Annotated in this window: 16 protein-coding genes and 1 pseudogene; 12 read left to right on the forward strand and 5 right to left on the reverse strand. The window is 68.5% G+C overall.

The annotated features are described in order from the left end of the window. Positions 1–3 precede the first annotated feature (3 nt). The 3 genes from ACIBH1_RS00965 (at position 4) to ACIBH1_RS00975 (ending at position 8,265) form a co-directional block, all read left to right on the forward strand. Positions 4–474: a hypothetical protein gene (locus ACIBH1_RS00965; RefSeq protein ID WP_397312172.1), complete on the forward strand. Its 471-nt coding sequence runs from the start codon at positions 4–6 to the stop codon at positions 472–474. Between the two features lie 422 nt (positions 475–896). Continuing rightward, positions 897–4,373: a DNA-directed RNA polymerase subunit beta gene (gene rpoB / locus ACIBH1_RS00970; protein ID WP_397311496.1), complete on the forward strand. Its 3,477-nt coding sequence runs from the start codon at positions 897–899 to the stop codon at positions 4,371–4,373. A gap of 16 nt (positions 4,374–4,389) precedes the next feature. Then, positions 4,390–8,265, forward strand: coding sequence for a DNA-directed RNA polymerase subunit beta' (locus ACIBH1_RS00975; protein ID WP_397311497.1), 3,876 nt, complete (start codon positions 4,390–4,392; stop codon positions 8,263–8,265). 518 nt (positions 8,266–8,783) lie between these two features. Here ACIBH1_RS00975 and ACIBH1_RS00980 read toward each other — a convergent pair. Beyond that, positions 8,784–9,314 carry a hypothetical protein gene (locus tag ACIBH1_RS00980; protein ID WP_397311498.1) on the reverse strand — a complete coding sequence of 177 codons (531 nt, stop codon included), beginning with the start codon at positions 9,312–9,314 and terminating at the stop codon, positions 8,784–8,786. A 233-nt stretch (positions 9,315–9,547) separates the two neighbouring features. On the opposite strand from ACIBH1_RS00980, the gene ACIBH1_RS00985 reads away from it, so the two are divergent. Continuing rightward, complete coding sequence (locus tag ACIBH1_RS00985; RefSeq protein ID WP_397311499.1) at positions 9,548–11,314, forward strand: AMP-dependent synthetase/ligase; 1,767 nt, start codon at positions 9,548–9,550, stop codon at positions 11,312–11,314. Positions 11,315–11,340: 26 nt separating this feature from the next. Then, the gene (locus ACIBH1_RS00990; protein ID WP_397312174.1) at positions 11,341–12,444 is read left to right on the forward strand and encodes an acyltransferase; all 1,104 of its coding nucleotides are present in this window, start codon (positions 11,341–11,343) and stop codon (positions 12,442–12,444) included. Positions 12,445–12,447: 3 nt separating this feature from the next. On the opposite strand, the gene ACIBH1_RS00995 is transcribed toward ACIBH1_RS00990, so the two are convergent. Continuing rightward, complete coding sequence (locus tag ACIBH1_RS00995; RefSeq protein WP_397311500.1) at positions 12,448–13,239, reverse strand: class I SAM-dependent methyltransferase; 792 nt, start codon at positions 13,237–13,239, stop codon at positions 12,448–12,450. Positions 13,240–13,322: 83 nt separating this feature from the next. Here ACIBH1_RS00995 and ACIBH1_RS01000 point away from each other — a divergent pair, with 83 nt between their 5' ends. Continuing rightward, positions 13,323–13,919, forward strand: coding sequence for a TetR/AcrR family transcriptional regulator (locus ACIBH1_RS01000; RefSeq protein WP_397311501.1), 597 nt, complete (start codon positions 13,323–13,325; stop codon positions 13,917–13,919). A gap of 12 nt (positions 13,920–13,931) precedes the next feature. On the opposite strand, the gene ACIBH1_RS01005 is transcribed toward ACIBH1_RS01000, so the two are convergent. Then, complete coding sequence (locus ACIBH1_RS01005) at positions 13,932–14,204, reverse strand: DUF1905 domain-containing protein (RefSeq protein WP_397311502.1); 273 nt, start codon at positions 14,202–14,204, stop codon at positions 13,932–13,934. A gap of 38 nt (positions 14,205–14,242) precedes the next feature. On the opposite strand from ACIBH1_RS01005, the gene ACIBH1_RS01010 reads away from it, so the two are divergent. Continuing rightward, entirely contained in the window at positions 14,243–15,220 is a 978-nt protein-coding gene (locus ACIBH1_RS01010) for a sigma-70 family RNA polymerase sigma factor (RefSeq protein ID WP_397311503.1), read from the forward strand. Beyond that, positions 15,217–16,020, forward strand: a complete 804-nt coding sequence (locus ACIBH1_RS01015) for an endonuclease/exonuclease/phosphatase family protein (protein WP_397311504.1) — start codon at positions 15,217–15,219, stop codon at positions 16,018–16,020. Before ACIBH1_RS01010 ends, ACIBH1_RS01015 begins: the two co-directional genes overlap by 4 nt. On the opposite strand, the pseudogene ACIBH1_RS01020 reads toward ACIBH1_RS01015, so the two are convergent. Then, positions 16,017–17,113 (reverse strand): annotated as a pseudogene (locus ACIBH1_RS01020) (IS630 family transposase). The gene ACIBH1_RS01015 and the pseudogene ACIBH1_RS01020 overlap by 4 nt on opposite strands. A gap of 100 nt (positions 17,114–17,213) precedes the next feature. Beyond that, positions 17,214–19,361 carry an excinuclease ABC subunit UvrA gene (locus tag ACIBH1_RS01025; protein WP_397311505.1) on the reverse strand — a complete coding sequence of 716 codons (2,148 nt, stop codon included), beginning with the start codon at positions 19,359–19,361 and terminating at the stop codon, positions 17,214–17,216. A 41-nt stretch (positions 19,362–19,402) separates the two neighbouring features. Between ACIBH1_RS01025 and ACIBH1_RS01030 the strand changes: the two genes are divergently transcribed. From ACIBH1_RS01030 to fusA, 4 genes are all read left to right on the forward strand, one after another. Beyond that, the gene (locus ACIBH1_RS01030; RefSeq protein WP_397311506.1) at positions 19,403–20,050 is read left to right on the forward strand and encodes a TetR/AcrR family transcriptional regulator; all 648 of its coding nucleotides are present in this window, start codon (positions 19,403–19,405) and stop codon (positions 20,048–20,050) included. Positions 20,051–20,404: 354 nt separating this feature from the next. Continuing rightward, a complete protein-coding gene (gene rpsL, locus ACIBH1_RS01035; protein ID WP_181615864.1) occupies positions 20,405–20,782 on the forward strand; it encodes a 30S ribosomal protein S12 in 378 nt (125 codons plus the stop codon). Continuing rightward, positions 20,782–21,252: a 30S ribosomal protein S7 gene (gene rpsG / locus ACIBH1_RS01040; protein ID WP_181615865.1), complete on the forward strand. Its 471-nt coding sequence runs from the start codon at positions 20,782–20,784 to the stop codon at positions 21,250–21,252. The genes rpsL and rpsG overlap by 1 nt, the downstream gene beginning before the upstream one ends. 36 nt (positions 21,253–21,288) lie before the next feature. Continuing rightward, a complete protein-coding gene (fusA, locus tag ACIBH1_RS01045; RefSeq protein WP_397311507.1) occupies positions 21,289–23,388 on the forward strand; it encodes an elongation factor G in 2,100 nt (699 codons plus the stop codon). Positions 23,389–23,396: the final 8 nt, after the last annotated feature.

Below are 23,396 nucleotides of genomic sequence, written 5' to 3' on the forward strand. Positions count from 1 at the left end.
TGGATGATCATCGTCGTGCTCGGCCTGGCCGTCCTTGGGCTGGGGGGAGCGGTCGCGGTGATGGCGACCGACCTGGGCCGCATGCGGGCCGCCGACGCGGCGGGCGCCGAGGCCGTGGCGGCCGCGAGGGCGGTCACGCCCGACCTGCTGTCGTACAACTACCGCACGATCGAGCAGGACCTGGCCCGCGCCGGCGAGCACACCACGGGCGAGCTGTCGAAGCACTACGCCGAGCTGACCAAGACGCTGGTCGGGCAGGCGCGGGCCGACAAGAAGGTGCAGCAGGCGGCGGTCGCCGGCGCCGCCGTGGAACGGGCCACGCCCGACCGGGTCGACGTGCTCGTCTTCGTGAACATGGGCATCGCGGTCGGCGCCGAACAACAGTTCAGTCAAAACCGTGCCCGGCTGACGATGGTCCGCACCGATTCGCGCTGGCTGGTGGCCGAACTCTCGACCCTGGTGGGCAAGGCCTGAGTCTCGGGCGCGCCGCGTCCTTCAATTGTTATCTAAATTCAGGTTTGGCCAGGGCGCTCCAGCGGGTACCACCGTCACAGTTCCACCTGGGTTCTGCCTTGGTTGTAACGCTGCGTTAGCCGTCCTTGATCGCGGGTATCGTCTGGGCGCGACGGTTCGCACAGTGTCTCTCAGGGAAGAAATCCCAGCGTCTGGGCCACGAATACGGCGAAAGTCCGGCTCACGGGCTTGACGTTTCCGCCTGGACGGGCGATGCTGCGAGCAACGTGGAGCATGCAGCGAGAGCGGAGTGGACAGGCGTGGGCCGGTAGGCTACACTGCCCTTTTGCGCTGCCCTTTGACGACCCGTTTTGCTGCTCACGGAGCGAGGTCGTCTGGCGTGCGTGTAGTCAGTCCGCCGCGAGCCCTCGGAAGGACATCTGTTGGCAGCCTCGCGCAACGCCTCCGCCGTATCCGGTCCCCGTCGCGTCACTTTCGCGCGTATCCAGGAGCCCCTTGGGGTTCCTGACCTTCTTGCCCTGCAAACCGAATCGTTCGACTGGTTGCTCGGCAACGAGAAGTGGAAGGCCCGGGTCGAGGCGGCTCGCCAGGCCGGGCGAAAGGACGTCCCGACTCAGTCGGGCCTCGAAGAGATTTTCGAAGAGATCAGTCCCATTGAGGACTTCTCGGGGACCATGTCCTTGTCGTTCCGCGACCACCGGTTCGAGCCGCCGAAGTACTCCGTCGAGGAGTGCAAAGACAAGGACATGACCTACTCCGCCCCGATGTTCGTCACGGCGGAGTTCATCAACAACGAGACAGGTGAAATCAAGAGCCAGACGGTGTTCATGGGCGACTTCCCGCTCATGACCCCGAAGGGCACCTTCATCATCAACGGCACCGAGCGTGTCGTCGTTTCCCAGCTGGTCCGCTCGCCGGGCGTCTACTTCGACCGCAGCGTCGACAAGACCTCCGACAAGGACCTGTTCGGGTGCCGGGTCATCCCCTCGCGTGGTGCCTGGCTCGAGTTCGAGATCGACAAGCGCGACAGCGTCGGCGTCCGCATCGACCGCAAGCGCAAGCAGGCCGTCACCGTGCTTCTCAAGGCACTGGGGTGGACCAACGAGCAGATCCTCGAGCGTTTCGGGCAGTACGAGTCGATGCGCGCCACCCTGGAGAAGGACCACACGGCCGGCCAGGAAGACGCGCTGCTCGACATCTACCGCAAGCTGCGTCCGGGCGAGCCGCCGACCAAGGAGTCCGCGCAGACCCTGCTGGAGAACCTCTACTTCAACCCCAAGCGTTACGACCTGGCCAAGGTCGGTCGTTACAAGATCAACAAGAAGCTCGGGGTCGACAGCGAGATCACGCAGGGCACGCTGACCGAGGAAGACATCGTCGCCACCATCGAGTACATCGTCCGGCTGCACGCCGGCGAGGAGTCGATGGCCGGAGCCGAGGGCCGTGAGGTCATCGTCGAGACCGACGACATCGACCACTTCGGCAACCGCCGCCTGCGCAGCGTCGGCGAGCTGATCCAGAACCAGGTCCGCCTGGGCCTGGCCCGCATGGAGCGCGTCGTCCGCGAGCGCATGACCACGCAGGACGTCGAGGCCATCACGCCGCAGACCCTGATCAACATCCGCCCGGTCGTGGCGTCGATCAAGGAGTTCTTCGGCACCTCGCAGCTGTCGCAGTTCATGGACCAGACCAACCCCCTGGCCGGACTGACGCACAAGCGCCGTCTGTCCGCGCTGGGCCCCGGTGGTCTGTCCCGCGAGCGGGCGGGCTTCGAGGTCCGAGACGTGCACCCGTCCCACTACGGCCGGATGTGCCCGATCGAGACCCCCGAAGGCCCGAACATCGGTCTGATCGGCTCGCTGGCCTCCTACGGCCGGATCAACGCCTTCGGCTTCGTCGAGACGCCTTACCGCAAGGTCGTCGACGGCAAGGTCACCGACCAGATCGACTACCTCACCGCCGACGAGGAGGACCGCTTCGTCAAGGCGCAGGCCAACACGGTGCTCAACGCCGACGGCACCTTCGCCGAGGCCCGCGTCCTCGTCCGCACCAAGGGCGGCGAGACCGAGCTCGCGCGTGCCTCCGAGGTCGACTACATCGACGTGTCGCCGCGCCAGATGGTGTCGGTCGCCACCGCGATGATCCCCTTCCTCGAGCACGACGACGCCAACCGCGCGCTCATGGGCTCCAACATGCAGAGGCAGTCCGTGCCGCTGCTGCGGAGCGAGGCGCCGCTGGTCGGAACCGGCATGGAGTACCGAGCCGCGACCGACGCCGGCGACGTCATCACCGCCGAGAAGGCCGGTGTGGTCGAGGAGGTCTCCGCCGACTACGTGACCGTCATGAACGACGACGGCACCCGGATCACCTACCGCGTCGCCAAGTTCAAGCGGTCCAACCAGGGCACCTCCTTCAACCAGAAGCCGATCGTCGCCGAGGGCGACCGCATCGAGGTCGGACAGGTCGTCGCCGACGGCCCCTGCACCGACACCGGTGAGATGGCGCTGGGCAAGAACCTCCTCGTGGCGTTCATGCCGTGGGAGGGTCACAACTACGAAGACGCGATCATCCTCTCCCAGCGTCTGGTGCAGGACGACGTCCTCTCCTCGATCCACATCGAGGAGCACGAGGTCGACGCCCGCGACACCAAGCTGGGCCCCGAGGAGATCACCCGCGACATCCCCAACGTCTCGGAAGAGGTCCTCGCCGACCTCGACGAGCGGGGCATCATCCGGATCGGCGCCGAGGTCGTCCCCGGCGACATCCTGGTCGGCAAGGTCACCCCGAAGGGCGAGACCGAGCTGACCCCGGAGGAGCGCCTGCTCCGCGCGATCTTCGGTGAGAAGGCGCGCGAGGTCCGCGACACCTCCCTGAAGGTGCCGCACGGCGAGTCCGGCAAGGTCATCGGCGTCCGCGTGTTCAGCCGCGAAGAGGGCGACGAGCTTCCCCCCGGTGTCAACGAGCTGGTCCGCGTCTACGTGGCCCAGAAGCGTAAGATCACCGACGGTGACAAGCTCGCCGGCCGCCACGGCAACAAGGGCGTCATCTCCAAGATCCTGCCCGTCGAGGACATGCCGTTCCTCGAGGACGGCACGCCGGTCGACATCATCCTCAACCCGCTGGGCGTGCCCGGCCGAATGAACGTCGGCCAGGTGCTGGAGACCCACCTCGGGTGGATCGCCGCCAGAGGCTGGGACGTCACCGGGATCAAGGAGGCGTGGGCCGAGAGGCTCACCGAGAACGGCTTCGGCCAGATCGACGCCTTCACCAACGTGGCCACGCCCGTCTTCGACGGCGCCCACGAGGAGGAGATCGTCGGTCTGCTCAAGAACACCACGCCCAACCGCGACGGCGACCGCATGGTCCAGGAGACCGGCAAGGCGAGGCTGTTCGACGGCCGCTCAGGCGAGCCGTTCCCGTACCCGATCTCGGTCGGCTACATCTACATCCTCAAGCTGCTGCACCTGGTCGACGACAAGATCCACGCTCGCTCGACCGGCCCGTACTCCATGATCACCCAGCAGCCGCTCGGTGGTAAGGCGCAGTTCGGTGGCCAGCGCTTCGGTGAGATGGAGGTGTGGGCCCTGGAGGCGTACGGCGCCGCCTACGCCCTGCAGGAGCTGCTCACCATCAAGTCCGACGACGTGCTCGGCCGCGTGAAGGTCTACGAGGCGATCGTCAAGGGCGAGAACATCCCCGAGCCCGGCATCCCCGAGTCCTTCAAGGTCCTCATCAAGGAAATGCAGTCGCTGTGCCTGAACGTCGAGGTGCTCTCCAGCGACGGCATGTCCATCGAGATGCGGGACACGGACGAGGATGTCTTCCGCGCCGCGGAAGAGCTCGGCATCGATCTTGCCAGGCGTCCCAATGAGGGCGCGATGTCCGTCGACGAGGTCTGAGGAATAGGGGGAACAAGTGCTCGACGTCAACTTCTTCGACGAGCTCCGCATCGGCCTCGCCACTGCCGACGACATCCGCCAGTGGTCGCACGGCGAGGTCAAGAAGCCGGAGACCATCAACTACCGGACTCTCAAGCCGGAAAAGGACGGACTCTTCTGCGAGAAGATCTTCGGCCCGACCCGCGACTGGGAGTGCTACTGCGGTAAGTACAAGCGCGTCCGGTTCAAGGGCATCATCTGCGAGCGCTGCGGCGTCGAGGTCACTCGCGCCAAGGTGCGTCGTGAGCGGATGGGCCACATCGAGCTGGCCGCTCCCGTCACCCACATCTGGTACTTCAAGGGTGTGCCCTCGCGTCTGGGCTACCTGCTCGACCTGGCCCCGAAGGACCTCGAGAAGGTCATCTACTTCGCGGCCTACATGATCACGCACGTCGACAAGGACATGCGCGAGCGTGACCTGCCGTCGCTGGAGGCCAAGGTCTCCGTCGAGCGGCAGCACATCGAGCAGCGCCGTGACGCCGACGTCGAGGCGCGCCAGAAGAAGCTCGAGGCCGACCTGGCCGAGCTCGAGGCCTCCGGGGCCAAGGGCGACCAGCGTCGCAAGGTCCGTGAGGGCGCCGAGCGCGAGATGCGCCAGCTGCGCGACCGCGCCCAGCGCGAGCTCGACCGCCTCGAAGAGGTCTGGAGCCGCTTCAAGAACCTCAAGGTCCAGGACCTCGAGGGCGACGAGATGCTCTACCGCGAGATGCGCGACCGCTTCGGCCGCTACTTCAAGGGCGGCATGGGCGCTCAGGCGATCCAGGAGCGTCTGGTCAGCTTCGACCTCGACGCCGAGGCCGAGAACCTGCGCGAGACCATCCGCTCGGGCAAGGGCCAGAAGAAGGCCCGCGCCCTCAAGCGGCTCAAGGTCGTGTCGGCGTTCCTGAACACCACCAACACGCCCAACGGCATGGTGCTCGACTGCATCCCGGTCATCCCGCCGGACCTGCGCCCGATGGTGCAGCTCGACGGTGGCCGGTTCGCGACCTCCGACCTCAACGACCTCTACCGTCGTGTGATCAACCGGAACAACCGCCTCAAGCGTCTCCTTGACCTCGGCGCCCCCGAGATCATCGTGAACAACGAGAAGCGGATGCTCCAGGAGGCCGTCGACTCCCTGTTCGACAACGGCCGCCGTGGCCGCCCGGTCACCGGGCCCGGCAACCGGCCGCTGAAGTCCCTGAGCGACATGCTCAAGGGCAAGCAGGGCCGATTCCGTCAGAACCTGCTGGGCAAGCGAGTCGACTACTCCGGCCGTTCGGTCATCGTCGTCGGCCCGCAGCTCAAGCTGCACCAGTGCGGTCTGCCCAAGCAGATGGCGCTGGAGCTGTTCAAGCCGTTCGTGATGAAGCGCCTGGTCGACCTGAACCACGCGCAGAACATCAAGTCGGCCAAGCGGATGGTCGAGCGGGCCAAGCCGGTCGTGTGGGACGTCCTCGAAGAGGTCATCACCGAACACCCCGTGCTGCTCAACCGCGCGCCCACGCTCCACCGTCTGGGCATCCAGGCGTTCGAGCCGCAGCTGGTCGAGGGCAAGGCCATCCAGATCCACCCGCTCGTCTGCACCGCGTTCAACGCGGACTTCGACGGCGACCAGATGGCCGTGCACCTGCCGCTGTCGGCTGAGGCCCAGGCCGAGGCACGCATCCTGATGCTCTCGACCAACAACATCCTCAAGCCGGCCGACGGCAAGCCCGTGACGATGCCCACCCAGGACATGGTCATCGGCCTGTACTGGCTGACCACGCAGAAGGACGGCGCAGCCGGCGAAGGCCGCGTCTTCGGCTCGGTGGCCGAGGCCCAGATGGCCTTCGACCGCCGCGAGCTGGAGATCCAGGCCAAGATCCAGATCCGGATGAAGGACGTCCTGCCGCCGCGCGAATGGGTCGCTCCCGAGGGCTGGGAGCAGGGTGACCCGATCCGCCTGGAGACGACGTTCGGCCGCCTGCTGTTCAACGACACGCTCCCGGCGAGCTACCCGTACGTCAACTTCCAGATCGGCAAGAAGCAGCTCTCCGCGATCGTCAACGAGCTGGCCGAGACCTACCCCAAGATCGACGTGGCCACGGCGCTCGACGCGCTGAAGGACGCCGGGTTCCGCTGGGCGACCCGCTCCGGCGTCACCATCTCGATCGAGGACGTCGTGGCCCCGCCGAACAAGGCGGAGATCATGGAGAACTACGAGCGCCGGGCCGACAAGGTCCAGCGCGAGTACGAGCGCGGCCTGATCACCGACGACGAGCGCCGTCAGGAGCTCATCGAGATCTGGACCCACGCCACCGCCGACGTCGAGACCGACATGGTCAACGCGTTCCCGGCCACCAACCCCGTGTGGATGATGGTCAACTCCGGTGCGCGCGGTAACAAGATGCAGGTGCGTCAGATCGCCGGTATCCGTGGTCTGGTGTCCAACACCAAGGGTGAGACCATCCCGCGTCCGATCAAGGCCTCCTTCCGTGAAGGCCTGTCGGTGCTGGAGTACTTCATCTCCACCCACGGTCAGCGAAAGGGTCTGGCCGACACCGCCCTGCGTACGGCCGACTCGGGTTACCTGACCCGACGTCTGGTCGACGTGGCGCAGGACGTCATCGTGCGCGAGATCGACTGCGGCACCGACCGCGCCGTCCCGCTGCACGTCGGTGAGCGCGACTCGTCGGGCAACCTGGTCAAGGCGGAGAACGCCGAGTCCAACGTCCACGGCCGCATCCTCGCCGAGGACGTCGAGGTCGACGGCAAGCTCATCGCCCAGGCCGGTGTCGACATCAACGACATCCACGTCACCGACCTCGTCGAAGCCGGCATCGAGACCGTGCGCACCCGCTCCGCGCTGGTGTGCGAGGCCAAGATCGGTGTCTGCGCGACCTGCTACGGCCGCTCGCTGGCCACCGGCAAGCTCGTCGACGTCGGCGAGGCGGTCGGCATCATCGCCGCCCAGTCGATCGGTGAGCCCGGCACCCAGCTGACGATGCGTACCTTCCACACCGGTGGTGTGGCGGGCGCCGACATCACCCACGGTCTGCCCCGTGTCCAGGAGCTCTTCGAAGCGCGTATCCCCAAGGGTGTCGCGCCCATCTCGGAGGCCTCCGGCCGCGTGCGGATCGACGAGACCGACAAGACCCGCAAGGTCGTCGTCACTCCCGACGACGGCTCCGACGAGGTCGCCTACCCGGTCTCGATGCGGTCGCGCCTGCTCGTCGGCGAAGGCCAGCGCGTGGAGGTGGGCCAGCAGCTCATCGCCGGTGCGGTCAACCCCAACGAGGTGCTGCGCATCCTCGGCCCGCGTGCGGTCCAGCTGCACCTGGTCGCCGAGGTCCAGCAGGTGTACCGCTCGCAGGGTGTGTCGATCCACGACAAGCACATCGAGATCATCGTCCGCCAGATGCTCAAGCGCGTGAACGTGCTGGAGTCCGGCGACGCCGACCTGCTGCCCGGTGAACTGGTCGAGCGTCCGCGCTTCGAGCAGATGAACCGCGAGACCGTCGCCGAGGGTGGCACCCCCGCCTCCGGCCGTCCGGTCCTCATGGGCATCACCAAGGCGTCGCTGGCCACCGAGTCGTGGCTGTCGGCGGCCTCCTTCCAGGAGACGACCCGCGTCCTCACCGACGCGGCCATCCACGCCAAGTCGGACTCCCTGCTTGGCCTGAAGGAGAACGTCATCATCGGTAAGCTCATCCCGGCGGGAACGGGTATGCCCCAGTACCGCAATGTCCGGGTGGAGCCTACCGAGGAAGCCAAGGCCGCCATGTACACCGTCGGCGGTTACGACGGATCTGCGGCCGACTACACCTTCGGCACCGGGAGCGGCGAAGCCGTTCCGCTGGAGGAGTACGACTTCGGGCAGTACAACCGCTAACACATATTGGTCGGCTTCTGGCTGACCCCCTGGAAAGGCGCTCTCCTCGGAGGGCGCCTTTTCTTTGGCCTCGCTTGTCGTCCTCCTTCAGTGCTTTGGGCCTCGCTGGTCGTGCGCCTTCGGCGCTTTGGGCCTCGCGGATCGTGCGCCTTCGGCGCTAGTCGAGCTCGGGCTGTGCCTGGTGGGGGTGGTCCTTCGGCCCACCCCCACACCCCCAAGGTCGATGGCCTGGCGGCCATCGACACCCCGCACGGGGTTCTCACGGCGCGCATGCTTGCCACGGCTCGGGCCTTGCGCATCGGGCGCTTCCGGCGATGGCGGGTATGGGCTGTGCGGAGGGGGTGGTCCCTAACGCCCGAGCCATCGACACCCACACGGGGTTGAGTCGCGCTCCAGGCGTGCTCCTCTGGCGCAACGACCGGAACCGATCACCGTGATGGTGCGCAGGACGACCGGTTGATCATGTTAGGCAGCCTCAGGGAGAGGCAGCATGGTGCGATGCTCAGGACCGCGAGACGCTAACGCCTCCCACGGCGCCTGTCGTGCCTGCGCCGCACCGTGTCAGGCGCGGGAGCGGGAGGGGCACCCAGCACCGCGTCGGGAAAGAGCCTCACCCAGTGCCAAGGCATGCCACAGTCGTTCGCCTCGGCGGCGACCCCTTGGCCACATCCCGCACAGTTGAGATTGGGCCCGTGCGGGTCCAAGCCGCAACAGCCGAATCCCATGGCTCCGGGGTCTGGATGGGGCTCCACCGCGATGAGATCGTCGACGTTCATCAGGATCGTCCTGCGCGGCCCCTCGTCCGACACCATCCGCTCGATCCCGGGAACGAACGTCATGACGCTGAAGGGTTCCGGGTCGATGGCGAACCGGCCGCGCGGGATCAGTTGCGGGGCGTCTTCGTGGCGCTCACGTGGAGGCGGCCGGCGGGCGGGCTGGTAGGCGGTCTCCACCAGGTCCAGCGTCACCGCCGTCCCGCACTGGCTGCACGTGAACATGACCATGACGAGAACCTTAGCGCGTACGCCGGTGAGGGCGATCACGATCACGCTGTGCGAGCAGCCCTTGGCGGCTTCGACGGTGGTTCCCGCCGCGAGCCGCGCGGAGGGTGAGGTGCGCGATGGCTGGCGCGACCGGTAGATGCCGGGGCCCAGGTGCCAGATGGGCGGGTCGGTTCACCGGATGGTCATGTCTCGGCGATGGTGACGAATGCCGAGTTTGTGCCCTATGACCTGAGGAAACAGGCCAATCACCGTTCTGGTCCTGTACGGGGAGATGACCGATGCGTGTTCTCGCGGCCCCGGCCACCGTTGACGCCGACGCCCAGCTCGCCGATGTGGTGTTCGCCGACGACCGGGTGGACGGCGATCGGGTTCTGTTCCGGCGCCGTTCGGGTGACAGAAGCTGGCGGCCGGTCACGAGTGGGCGGTTCGCGGCCGATGTGCGCGCGATGGCGGCGGGCTTCATCGCGGCCGGGATCCAGCCGGGCGATCGGGTCGCGCTGCTGGCCGCCACCAGCTACGAGTGGACCCTGGTCGACTACGGCCTGTGGACGGTGGGGGCGGTGCCCGTCCCGATCTATGAGACCTCCTCGGCCGAGCAGGTCGCCTGGGTGCTGGAGGATTCGGGCCCGGTCGCGGTGGTGGTCCAGACCGAGGCTCATCGCCTGCTGGTCGAGAGCGCGCCCGGGTCCCCGAAGATCTGGCAGATCGACCGCGGCGGGCTGGACCGGCTGCGCGCGGGCGGCGTGGACGTGGGTGACGCCCAACTGCTCGAACGCCGCCGGGCGGTGTCGGCCGACGACCTGGCGACGATCATTTACACCTCGGGCACCACCGGCCGTCCGAAGGGCTGCATGCTGACGCACGGCAACCTCCTGCACGAGGCCCGCGCCGCGATCGCCGGCCTGGAACAGATCTTCACCAAGGACGCGTCGACCCTGCTGTTCCTGCCGCTGGCGCATGTCTTCGCACGGGTGATCCAGGTGGCCGCCGTGGAGCGCGGGGTGTGCCTGGCGCACAGCGCCGACCGTTCTCGGCTGACCGCGGATCTGCGGGTGCTGAGGCCGACGTTCCTGCTGGCCGTACCCAGGGTGTTCGAGCGGGTCCACGACGCGGCCCAGCAGCGGGCCTACAAGCAGGGCAGGAGGAAGATCTTCGACTGGGCCGACCGGACCGCCGTCGCCTACAGCCAGGCGCTGGAGAACGGGCGGCCGGGCCTGCGCCTGCGCTTGGCGCACCGGCTGGCCGACCGGCTGGTCTACCGGCGGCTGCGGGGCGCGCTCGGTGGGCGGGTCGGCTACGCCATCTCCGGCGGAGCGCCGCTCGGTGCCCGGCTCGGCCACTTCTTCCGCGGTATCGGCGTCCCCGTGCTGGAAGGGTACGGACTGACCGAGACGAGCGCCGCGGCGACCGTGAACCCGCCGCACGGACAGAAGATCGGCACGGTGGGGCCGCCCCTGCCCGGCGTCGAGATCCGGATCGACGACGACGGCGAGATCCTGATCAAGGGCCCGGTCGTGTTCCAGGGCTACTGGGGCAACGAGGGCAAGACCAGGGAGGTCATGACTCCCGACGGCTGGCTGCGTACCGGCGACCTGGGCACTGTCGACGAGGACGGGTTCCTCACGATCGTCGGCCGCATGAAGGAGATCATCATCACCGCCGGCGGCAAGAACCTCGCCCCGGAGCCGATCGAGGACCGCCTGCGCGCCCACTCGCTCATCAAGCAGGCGATCGTCGTCGGCGACCGGCGCCCGTTCATCGCCGCGCTGCTCGTCCTGGACGCGGGGGCGCTGGCGTCTTGGAAGCGGGCCGCCGGACGGCGGCCGGGGGCCGAGGTGCGTGAGGATCCGGAGTTGCTGGCCGAGCTGCAGAAGGCGGTGGACGAGGTCAACACGTCGGTGAGCCGGGCGGAGTCGGTGCGGAAGTTCCGGATCCTGCCCATCGACCTGACCGAGCAGAACGGCTATCTGACCCCGACGCTCAAGGTCAAGCGTTCCCTGGTCCACAAGGACTTCGCGGACGACATCGAGGAGCTGTACCGCTGAGCGGTCCACGTTCGCAGCTGGACCGGCTGGTCGAGGCCACACCGGCGTCCCGCGACCGGGTCGTCGACGCTGCCCGCGCCCTGTGCATCGTGGTCGTCACGCTCTGGCACTGGACCCTGTCGGTCACGCACCGCACCCCCGACGGCAGCCTCGGCATGCCCAACCCGATCCACACCGTGCCAGGCGGCTGGCTGGCCACCTGGGTGCTGCAGATCATGCCGGTCTTCTTCCTGGTGGGTGGGTACGCCAACCTGGTCGGCTGGGAGCGGGCGCGATCACGCGGTTCGTCCGCAGGCGAGTTCGTCCGCGTCCGGCTGCGCCGGCTGCTCTGGCCGACCGCCGTCTGGGCCCTGGTGTGGCTCGCCGTCGAGCTGGTCGCCGCCGCCCTGCCGGGCCCGCACAGGTGGATGTGGGAGTGGTTTCCCGGCTACCTGACGCCGATGTGGTTCCTCGGCGTGTACGGCGTGCTGATCGCCATGGTGCCGTTCACCGCCGGTCTGCATCTCCGCTACGGAGTCTGGGTCCTGGTGTGGCTCGTGCTGCTGATCGTGCTCGGCAGCGTGGCGCACCGGGGCGCCGGACTGGGCTGGGCGGGCTGGGTGACCTCCGCGGTGGTGTGGGTGTTCTGTCACCAGCTCGGCTACGCCTGGCGCGGCTGGGACCTGGGGCATCGGCCGCTCCGGCAGCGGCTGGCGATCGCCGGGGCCGGGCTGGCGGGGCTGGTCGGGCTGACGTGGGGAGCCGGGTATCCCGCCTCGATGGTGAGCACCGTCGGCGGTGGTGAATCCAACATCTTCCCGACCAACGCCACGATCGCCGCCCTGGCCGTCTTCCAGCTCGGTCTGCTGATCCTGATCACGCCGCCCGCCGAGCGCCTGCTGCGCCGTCCGGGCGCCTGGAAGCCGGTGGTGGCGCTCAACGTGGTCGCGCTGACCATCTTCCTCTGGCACATGACCGCGTACCTGGTGGTGGTGTGGGTCTTCGAAGGGGTGGGCGGCACGTTGCCGGCGCAGCCCACCGCCGAGTGGTGGGCCCAGCGCTGGCTCTGGCTCCTGGCCCCGTCGGCCGTGCTCGCCGTGCTGGTCGCGCTGTTCGCCCGCGTGGAGCTGGCCGCCCGCCGGCCCAGGTAGCGCTCAGCTCCCAAGGTGGGCGGTGAGCGCCTGCGTCGTGAACGGCAGCGTGAAGCCGCCCCCGGCGGCGTCGATCGCGGCGCCGACGGCGGCCAGCACCTCGGCGAGCTGCCCTGGCGTCAGCCGCGTGAGCCCGCCGGTGGTCGGCAGCAGGTCGAGCCACTCGTCCCGGGTGTACCACCGCTCCCACCGCACCTCCCACATCTCCGGTTCGGCGAACGCGCCGCAGGCCCGCACGCCGTCGGCGAATCCGGCGAACATCTGCTGGTACAGCTGCCGCGCCGGAGCGCGGACGTCGCCGAAGGGCGCGTCAGGTACGGCCCGGCGCAGGGCGTCGGTCAGCGCCCGCACGATCGGTTCCGGAGGGTCGTAGACGTGGGCGAACAACGCCAGCAGCCCGCCCGGGCGCAACACCGCGGCGGCCTTCGCGGCGCCTGCGACGGGTTCCACCCAGTGCCACGACTGGCCGGCGATCACGGCGTCGAAGGTGCGCCCGCCGGCCTGCCACGACTCGAACGTCGCGACCTCGACGTCGACTCCGGTACGGCGGGCGAAGGCGGCCATCCTGGCGTCGGGCTCGATCCCGAGCACCGTGCACCCGGCGGCGAGGAACTGGCGGGCTTCGATCCCGGTGCCGCAGCCGACGTCGACGACATCGGGACCGGGACTGGCGGCGACGATCCGCTGGACCATCGCCTCGGGATAGGCGGGCCTGGCCCGGTCGTAGCGTTCCGCGTCGTTGCCGAAGGACTCGGCGATCTGCCTGGCCGTATGCGCAGGAGGAGGAGTGGGCATGTGCCCACTCTAGTGGGCGTCTGCCCACTCGCCAACGGGATAACGTTTCGCCTAGCGCGAAGGATTCACGGGAAGGACGTGCGGTGCCGACGGGAGTGGCTCTGCGGGACGTGCGGCAGCAGTTGTTCGAGGCCGCCGAGCGGGTGCTGCTCCGCGACGGGGCGAACGGCCTGACCAGCAGGGCCGTCACCGACGAGGCGGGCGTGGCCAAGGGCGTGCTGCACCGGCACTTCGCCGACTTCGACGACTTCCTGGCCGAGCTGGTGCTGGCGCGCATCGCCCGGCTCGACGCCGAGGGCGCCGAACTGCGGGCGTCGGCGGGGAGCGGACCGGTCGCGGGGCACCTCACCGAGGCGCTGATCCGGCTGTTCGACCCGGTCACCGTGTCCGTGGTCGGCCTCGTCATCTTCCGCGACGGGCTGCGGGCCCGGCTGCGCAGGGCCGGGACCGCGCCCGGCATCCCCGTGCTGACGCAGGCGGCGGGCGTGGTCGCCGCCTACCTGCGAGACGAGTGCGAGATGGGACGCATCGCCGCGGACGCCGACGTGGACGCGCTCGCGCTCTCGCTCATCGGGGCCGCGCACCTGGTGTACGCCGACCGGGAGGCGGAGCGGCCCGGCGACCTGCACAAGGTCGTCGAGGCGGTCATCGCCGACGTCGTCCAACGCCGCCTTCTGTGAACGTCACACGGCTCAGCTCAGCCGTTCCTGAAGGTGGAAGCGCACCTCCTCGCCCGCGGCCTCCTTGCCGATGAGCTTGCACAGGGCCTTCTTCACGGGGAGCCAGTGCGGGCCCTCCCCGGACGGCATGAGCGTCGCCGCGAACGGGTGCCCGTCGATGGTGCCGCTGACCTTGACCGGCCGGCGGGTGCCCAGGAGTTCGGCGGAACCTGGCACCGTCACGAAGGTCGTGAAGGCGCCGTCCTTCTCGAGCGGGGCGGTGAAGGTGTAGTCGAGAGCAGTCATACCCCCATGACCGGCGAGCTGAGCGAGAATCGTCGCTTGTGAGCGAAGTTCTTCTGAAGAAGGCGCGAGAGGGCGACGACGACGCCTTCGCGCGCCTGGTGGGGCCGCTGCGAGGGGAGCTGCACGCGCACTGCTACCGCATGCTCGGCTCGCCGCACGACGCCGACGACGCGCTCCAAGAGGCGATGGTCAGGGCCTGGAAGGGCCTGCGCGGCTTCGAGGAGCGCGGCTCGTTGCGCGCGTGGATGTACTCCGTGGCGACCAGGACGTGCATCGACGCCGTCAACGCCAGGGGCAGGCGGGCGCTGCCGGTCGATCTGGGCCCGGCCAGTGAGCAGGTGGTCGCCGACGCGGAGCCGCTGCAGGAGGTGCGCTGGCTGGAGCCGTACCCCGACGCGGGGTACGAGCGGCGGGAGACGGTCGAGCTGGCTTTCGTGGCGGCCCTGCAGCATCTGCCGGGCAACCAGCGGGCGGCGCTGCTGCTGTTCGAGGTGCTCGGGTTCTCCGCGGCCGAGATCGCCACCATGATGGAGACCACGGTCACCTCGGTGAACTCGGCGTTGTCGCGAGCGCGCCGGCTGGTCGCCGACAGGGTGCCGGAGCCGAGCCAGCAGCAGACGTTGCGCAAGCTGAACGACGGGCGGCTGCGGCAGATCGTCGAGCAGTACACCGCCGCGATGGAGGAGGGCGACGCCGGCAAGCTGGTCGCGCTGCTGACCGAGGACGTGACCTGGTCGATGCCGCCGCTGCCGAGCTGGTACACCGGCGTCGAGGCCGTCATGGACTTCGCGATCCGGGTGCCGCTCACCTCGTGCGGGTCGTGGCGGATCGTGGAGGCGAGCGCGAACGGGCAGCCCGCCATGGCCGCCTACCTGTGGAACGAGCGGGAAGGACGCCACCTGCCCTGGTCGGTCACGGTGCTGACCCTGCGCGGTGACCGGATCGCGGCGCTGACGTCGTTCATCGGGGTCGAGCACTTCCGCATGCTCGGCCTGCCGGTGATGATCGGGGAGTGACCATCGATCCGGCCCAGCCGTACGGGCCCCTCGTCCACACCACGGTCAGGCTCGTCACGTGGAACGTGTGGGGCGGGTTCACGTCGTGGCCGGACCGGTTCGAGGCGCTCAAGCTGGAGCTTGCGCGGTGCGAGCCCGACGTGATCGCCCTGCAGGAGTGGACGGACGGCGGGCAGGCGGGGGAACTGGCCTCGCGGCTCGGGTTCGGCCACGTCGCGCTGGCCAAGGGCGGCGACGAGGAGGCGCTCGCGTGCGCGATCCTGTCGCGGTGGCCGGTGGTCAGACGGGAGACCTACGGCCTGGCGGGCGGCAGGATGCCGGGCACGGCACTGCTGGCCGAGATCGACGGGCCGCGCGGCACGCTCCAGGTGGCCAGCACGATCATCGGCTCGTTCCACCTGGCCGAGAGCGAGGTACGGCAGCAGCAGGTCAGGCAGCTCGTCGAGCAGGTCACGGCGGCGACGTCCAGGCAGCACCCGACGATCGTGTGCGGCGACTTCAACGCGCCGCCCGACAGCGACGAGATCCGGATGCTCACCGGCCGGGCGGCTCCCGCGGTCGAGAGGGTCGCCTTCTACGACGCCTGGGAGGTGGCCGGTGACGGCGGCCCAGGGCACACCTGGAGCAACGCCAACCCGTGGGCGGCTCCCGGGCTGCTGCCCGACCGGCGTTTCGACTACGTCTTCAGCGCTTGGCCGAGGGCGGGGGGTGCGGGGCATCCCGTGCGGTGCGAGGTGATCGGCGCGCGGCTGCCGTACCCGTCGGACCACTTCGGCTTGCTGGCCGAGCTCAGGTACTAGTGTCCCGGTCCGGAGATGCGTGAGCAGTATCGACAGATCCGGTCGATGATCTGATCTGCGGTCTTGGTCCAGTGGAAGGGTCGCGCCTGCTCGTTCCAGGTTTTGATCCACTCCTCCAACGCGGTCTTGAGGGCATCCAGCGAGCAGAACACCCCGCGTTCCAGACACCTGCGCTCCAACTCGGCGAACCACCGTTCGACCTGGTTGATCCATGAGGAGTAGGTCGGGGTGAAGTGCAGGTGGAAGCGGGGATGCGCGACCAACCAGCGTTGCACCGGCGGCGCCTTATGCGCCGCGAGGTTGTCGCAGATCACGTGGACCGCCAGCCCCGGTTCGACCTGGCGGTCGATCACATCGAGGAAGTCACGGAAGTCCTCGGCGGCGTGCCGGGCCGAGAGTGTGGTGATCACCTGACCGGTAGCGACGTTCAGCGCGGCGAACAAGTCCACGGTGCCGTGCCGGATGTAGTCGAAGCTGCGCCGCTCAGGGGTCCCGGGCATCATCGGCAGCACTGGGGCGGTGCGCTCAAGCGCCTGGATCTGCGGCTTTTCATCCACGCAGAACACCGCGGCCTTGGCCGGCGGCGCCAGGTAGAGCCCGACGATGTCACGAATCTTGTCGATCAGCAGCGGATCGGGGGAGATCTTGAAGGTCTCCACCCGGTGGGGTTGCAGACCGAAGGCGCGCCAGATGCGGTGCACGCTGGTAGCCGAGATGCCCACCCTCTTGGCCATCTCGCGCTTGGACCAATGCGTGAACCCTTGCGGTATCTCCTCCAAGGTCCGCACCACCACCTCCTCCACCTGGGCGTCGGTGATGGTGCGAGGCACTCCGGGGCGTGGTTCGTCGCTTAACCCGTCCAAGCGGCGGGCCAGGAACCGGGCCCGCCACTTGGTCACCGTTTGGTCACCGTGCTGCGGTTGACCCGCAGCCGGGCCGCCACGGCGGTGTTGCTGCGGCCTTCGGCGCATTCCAGCACGATCCGAGCCCGCACGGCCAGGCCTTGAGCGGTCGAGCGGCGTGCCGCCCAGCCGCGCAGGATCTGCTGTTCCTGGGTGGTCAACTCCACCGGTTCCAGTCTGGTGTCGCCCATGAGGCCAGCACACAACCTCCAGCAGGGTCGCGCAGCAGGTCTGCCGAAAGTGGGACGCCTGACGGCTCATGAGGCGACTACTCACCTCAAGACCGGGACACTAGAGCGACTTGGCCAGGTACCGCCCGGTGTGGGTGTCGGCGGCGGCCAGGTCGGCGGGCGTGCCCTCGAACACCACGGTGCCGCCGTGCTGGCCCGCCTCTGGGCCCAGGTCGATGACCCAGTCGGCGTGCTTGACGACGTCGAGGTCGTGCTCGACGACGATGACGGAGTTGCCCGCGTCGACGAGCCGGTCGAGCAGCGCGAGCAGCGTGTCGACGTCGGCCAGGTGCAGGCCGGTGGTGGGCTCGTCGAACACGTAGACGTTGCCGGTCTCGCGCAGCCGGTGGGCGAGCTTGAGCCGCTGGCGTTCCCCGCCCGACAACGTGCTGAGCGGCTGTCCCAGCGTCAGGTAGCCGAGCCCGAGCTCGCCGAGCGTGCGCAGCCCTTCGAGGTCGAACAACCCTGCGGCCTCGGTGGCGGTCATGGCCAGGACCTCGGCGATCGTCCTGCCATCGTGGAGGTACGACAGCGCGGTCGGGTTGTAGCGGGAGCCGCCGCAGCTGTCGCAGACCGAGGTGACCGGGTCCATGAAGGCCAGGTCGGTCTTGATGACGCCGCGGCCTTCGCACGCCGGGCAGGCGCCGGCGGCGTTGAAGCTGAACCAGCCCGCGTCGACGCCGTTGGCCGCGGCGAACCGTCTGCGGATGCCGTCCATGACGTTGAGGTAGGTCGCGGGAGTCGAGCGGATCGAGCCCGTGATGGCCGACTGGTCGAGCAGCACCCCGTCGGCGAAGGTCATCAGGGTGCTCTTGCCCGACCCGGCGACGCCGGTGACGGCGGTGAGCACGCCCAGCGGCACGCGCACGGAGACCTCGCGCAGGTTGTGGAGCGAGGCGCCCTCGATGGCCAGCCAGCCCGACGGCGTGCGCGGCGACGGCTTCAGCGGCGTGGCCCGCTTCATCATGCGGCCCGTGAGCGTGCCGGAGCGGCGCAGCCCGGCCACCGTGCCCTCGTAGACGACCCGTCCGCCCGAGAGGCCCGCGCCCGGACCCATGTCGACGATGTGGTCGGCCAGCTCGATGATGTCGCGGTCGTGCTCGACGACGATGACGGTGTTGCCGTTGTCGCGCAGCTCCAGCAGCAGCTCGCCGAGCAGGTGCACGTCACGCGGATGCAGGCCGGCGCTGGGCTCGTCGAAGATGTAGGTCATCCCGGTCAGCGACGACCCGAGATGGCGCACGGTCTTCAGCCGCTGCGCCTCGCCGCCCGACAGGGTGCCGGTCTGCCGGTCGAGGCTGAGGTAGCCCAGCCCGATGGCCTCGATCCGGCCGAGCGCCTCGATCGCGGGCTCGGCCACCGGGTTGCGCAGGCCCTTCAGTACGGCCAGCAGGTCGCCGACCTCCATGGCCGCGTGGTCGGCGATGGAGTGCGGGCCGATCCGCGAGGCGAGGGCGGCGGCGTTGAGCCGGGCTCCGCCGCAGGCCGGGCAGGGCCCCTCGACCATCATGTCCCTGGCCCTGTCGCGGTCGCCCTTGATGAAGAGCCGCTCGAAGCGGTCGGCCACGCCCTCGTAGGTGCCGCGTTCCAGCTTGAAGCCCTCGCCGTGCAGCAGCGTGCGCAGCTCCTGCGCGGTGAAGTCGCGCACCGGCTTGTCCATGTCGAACAGCCCCGACTGCTCGTAGAGCCGCCAGGTCCACGAGCCCACCGGCCACAACCTGATCGCGCCCTCGTTAAGCGACAACGAGCGGTCGATCGCGCGGTCGAGGTCGAGCCTGACCGTCTTGCCCAGGCCGTCGCACTCGGGGCACATGCCGTGGGGGTCGTTGAAGGAGTAGGCGCTCGCCGGTCCGGCCGACGGCGTGCCGTACCTCGAGAACAGCACCCGCAGGACCGAGTGGATCTCGGTCATCGTGCCGACGGTCGAGCGCGCGTTGCCGCCGACGGGCTTCTGGTCGACCACGATCGCGGGTGTCAGATGGGCGAGCTTGTCGGCGAGCGGCCTTTCGTACTTGGGCAGGCGGTTGCGGATGAAGGCGTTGTAGGTCGCGTTCAGCTGCCGTTGTGACTCGGTGGCGATGGTGCCGAAGACGACGGACGACTTGCCGGAGCCCGAGACGCCGGTGAAGACGGTGAGGCGTTCCTTGGGCAGGCGTAGCGAGATGTTCTTCAGGTTGTTCTGCCGCAGACCGGTCAGGACGATATCCAATGTCGCACCTCCAGCTAATACCATTAGCTTAAGCTACGGGTATGAAAGATCGGCGGGCCCGCAGGCGGGCGGAGACACAGGAGGAGATCCTCCGCATCGCCCTCGACGTGATGGCGGAGGAGGGCGTGGCCGCGCTGACCATGGCGACCGTCGCGCGGCGCCTGGGCGTTCAGCCACCGTCCCTGTACAAGTACTTCCCGTCGCGCGCCGCCGTGTACGACGCGCTCTTCGAGCGCGGCCAGCTGGGCTACCTGCATGCCGTACGGCAGGCGGCCGAGGGCATGGAGCCGGGGCTGGAGGCGATGGGGGCGTCGCTGGAGGCGGGAGCGCGCTGGATCATGGGCAACCAGGTCCTCGCGCAGCTGCTGTTCTGGCGGCCGGTCCCCGGATTCCGCCCCAGCGAGCAGGCCTACGCCCCGGCGCTCGGTATCCACGCGCACTTCAAGGGGCTCATCGAGGGGGCGGTGGCGCGGGGCGAGGTCCACCAGGACGCCGCGGGTGAGGAGGGCCTGGCGCTGGCGGCGAGCCTGATCGCGGGCGTGGTCTCGCAGCAGCTGGCCAACCAGCCGGAGGCGGGCTACGAGGACGGCGCCTACACCAGGCTGGTGCCGAGGCTGCCGGGGATCTTCGCGGCGTCCTATCCGTGCCGCGGAAAAGGTCGGAAGATGCCGGGAGAGCGGGTAAACTAGTCCAGGGTCTGATAGCGGTTAGGCGTAAACCGACCGCGGACCACGACACGGAGATGCGGCCGTCCCGGCGGCGGCCGAGGAAACGCGGCCGTTTTGACGTGCCGTGCTGGGCTGGGTAGCCTTGCTCTTCGTGCCCGTGGACTCATGGGCTCTCACGCGTGCAATCGATCAAGTGGTTGGTGCCGCGTGACATCCCCCAGCGAAAGACCGCGCGGGGCGTGGCTCTCACAGAGCGCGACACGCCCGACCGCGTGGGTCGAAGCGGGGGAGAGAACAGCAGGTCATGACACCGGCAGTACCTGCGAAATGCACGACCTTTGACGTAGTACCGGCCAAGCACGAAATGGAGTGGCAGTGCCCACTATCCAGCAGTTGGTCCGAAAGGGCCGGCAGGACAAGGTCTCCAAGACCAAGACTCCTGCTCTGAAGGGGAGTCCGCAGCGCCGCGGCGTCTGCCAGCGCGTCTACACCACCACGCCCAAGAAGCCGAACTCGGCTCTGCGCAAGGTGGCCCGTGTTCGCCTCACCAACGGCATCGAGGTCACGGCTTACATCCCCGGTGTGGGTCACAACCTGCAGGAGCACTCGATCGTGCTCGTCCGTGGCGGTCGCGTGAAGGACCTGCCGGGTGTTCGCTACAAGATCATCCGCGGCACTCTCGACACCCAGGGTGTCAAGAACCGCAAGCAGGCTCGTTCCCGTTACGGCGCGAAGTTGGAGAAGAAGAAGTAATGCCTCGTAAGGGTTCTCCTGGCCGCCGCCAGCTCATGGCCGACCCGGTCTACAGCTCGCCGCTGGTCACCGCGCTGATCAACAAGGTCCTCCTCGACGGCAAGCGCTCCATCGCGCAGTCGATCGTCTACGGCGCCCTCGAGGGCTGCCGTGACAAGACCGGCAACGACCCGGTCGTCACGCTCAAGCGTGCGCTCGACAACGTCAAGCCGACCCTCGAGGTCCGCAGCCGCCGTGTCGGTGGCGCGACCTACCAGGTCCCGGTCGAGGTTCGCGCCTCCCGCAGCACCACTCTGGCGCTGCGCTGGCTGGTGCAGTACTCCCGGGCCCGCCGCGAGAAGACCATGACCGAGCGCCTCATGAACGAGCTCCTCGACGCCAGCAACGGCCTCGGGGCGAGCGTCAAGAAGCGCGAGGACACCCACAAGATGGCCGAGTCCAACAAGGCCTTCGCCCACTACCGCTGGTAACAGCGGTTACGACGAGACGACGAGGACGCGAGAGAAGTGGCCAGCACAGCTGCCCTTGACCTGGCCAAGGTCCGCAACATCGGGATCATGGCCCACATCGACGCGGGCAAGACCACCACGACCGAGCGCATCCTGTTCTACACCGGTATCAACTACAAGATCGGTGAGGTCCACGACGGCGCTGCCACGATGGACTGGATGGAGCAGGAGCAGGAGCGCGGCATCACGATCACGTCTGCCGCGACGACCTGTGAGTGGCTCGGCCACACCATCAACATCATCGACACCCCGGGCCACGTCGACTTCACCATCGAGGTGGAGCGTTCGCTCCGCGTCCTCGACGGCGCGGTCGCGGTGTTCGACGGTGTCGCGGGTGTTGAGCCGCAGTCCGAGACGGTGTGGCGTCAGGCCGACCGCTACGGCGTGCCGCGCATCTGCTTCGTGAACAAGATGGACCGGGTCGGCGCGGAGTTCCACCGCTGCGTCGACATGATGATCAGCCGCCTGGGCGCCACCCCGGCTGTCATCCAGCTTCCCTGGGGTGTTGAGGCCGGCTTCAAGGGCGTCATCGACCTGGTGAAGATGAAGGGTCTGCTCTGGCCGGAAGAGGCCGCCAAGGGCGAGATGTACGAGACCGTCGACATCCCGGCCGACCACGCCGACGCCGCTCGCGAGTGGCGCGACAAGCTGGTCGAGACCGTCGCGGAGAACGACGACGAGCTGATGGAGCTCTTCCTCGAGGGCAACGAGCCCACCGAGGAGCAGCTGGTCGCGGCCATCCGCCGCGCCACGCTGGCCAGCGCCATCAACCCGGTCCTCACCGGCACCGCGTTCAAGAACAAGGGCGTGCAGCCCCTGCTCGACGCGATCGTGGCCTACCTGCCGGCGCCCAGCGACATCCCCGCCTTCAAGGGACACGCTGTCGGCGACGAGAACGAGGTCATCGAGCGTCACGCGGACACCACGGAGCCCTTCTCCGCGCTCGCCTTCAAGATCATGAGCGACCCGCACCTGGGCCGTCTGACCTACATCCGCATCTACTCGGGCACGCTCGAGACCGGCACCGGGGTCGTCAACTCGGTGAAGGGCCGGAAGGAGCGGATCGGCAAGATCTACCAGATGCACGCGAACAAGCGCGAAGAGCGCCCGTCCGCGCACGCCGGTCAGATCGTCGCCGTCATGGGTCTGAAGGACACCACCACCGGTGACACCCTGTGCGACCCGTCCAACCAGGTCGTCCTCGAGTCGATGACGTTCCCGGCGCCGGTCATCAGCGTCGCGATCGAGCCGAAGACGAAGAGCGACCAGGAGAAGCTGTCGACCGCGATCCAGCGGCTGGCCGAGGAGGACCCGTCCTTCCAGGTCCGTCGTGACGAGGAGACCGGCCAGACCGTCATCCACGGCATGGGCGAGCTCCACCTGGAGATCCTCGTCGACCGTATGCGCCGCGAGTTCAAGGTCGAGGCCAACGTCGGTCGCCCGCAGGTCGCCTACCGCGAGACCATCCGCCGCAAGGTGGAGAAGGTCGACTACACCCACAAGAAGCAGACCGGTGGTTCCGGTCAGTTCGCGCGGGTCATCATCAACCTCGAGCCTCTGGGCGACGGCAACGACGGCTACGAGTTCGAGAACAAGGTCTCGGGTGGTCGTGTCCCGAGGGAGTACATCCCCTCGGTCGACGCGGGCGCCCAGGAGGCGGCCGAGTTCGGCGTGCTGGCCGGTTACCCGATGGTGGGCGTGAAGGTGACGCTGACCGACGGTGCCGCGCACGACGTCGACTCCTCGGAAATGGCCTTCAAGATCGCCGGATCGATGGCCTTCAAGGAGGCCGCTCGTAAGGCGGACGCCGTCCTGCTGGAGCCGATGATGGCCGTCGAGGTCACCACGCCCGAGGACTACATGGGTGACGTCATCGGTGACCTCAACGGTCGCCGCGGGCAGATCCAGGCGATGGACGAGCGCGCAGGCGCCCGTGTCATCACGGCGCTCGTGCCGCTGTCTGAGATGTTCGGCTACGTGGGTGACCTGCGTAGCAAGACGCAGGGGCGCGCGAGCTACTCGATGCAGTTCGACTCCTACGCGGAGGTGCCCCCGGGCATCGGCAAGGAGATCGTCGCGAAGGCCCGGGGCGAATAGTTCCTGGA

Source organism: Nonomuraea sp. NPDC050663 (assembly GCF_044456985.1).
Classification (GTDB): Bacteria; Actinomycetota; Actinomycetes; order Streptosporangiales; family Streptosporangiaceae; genus Nonomuraea.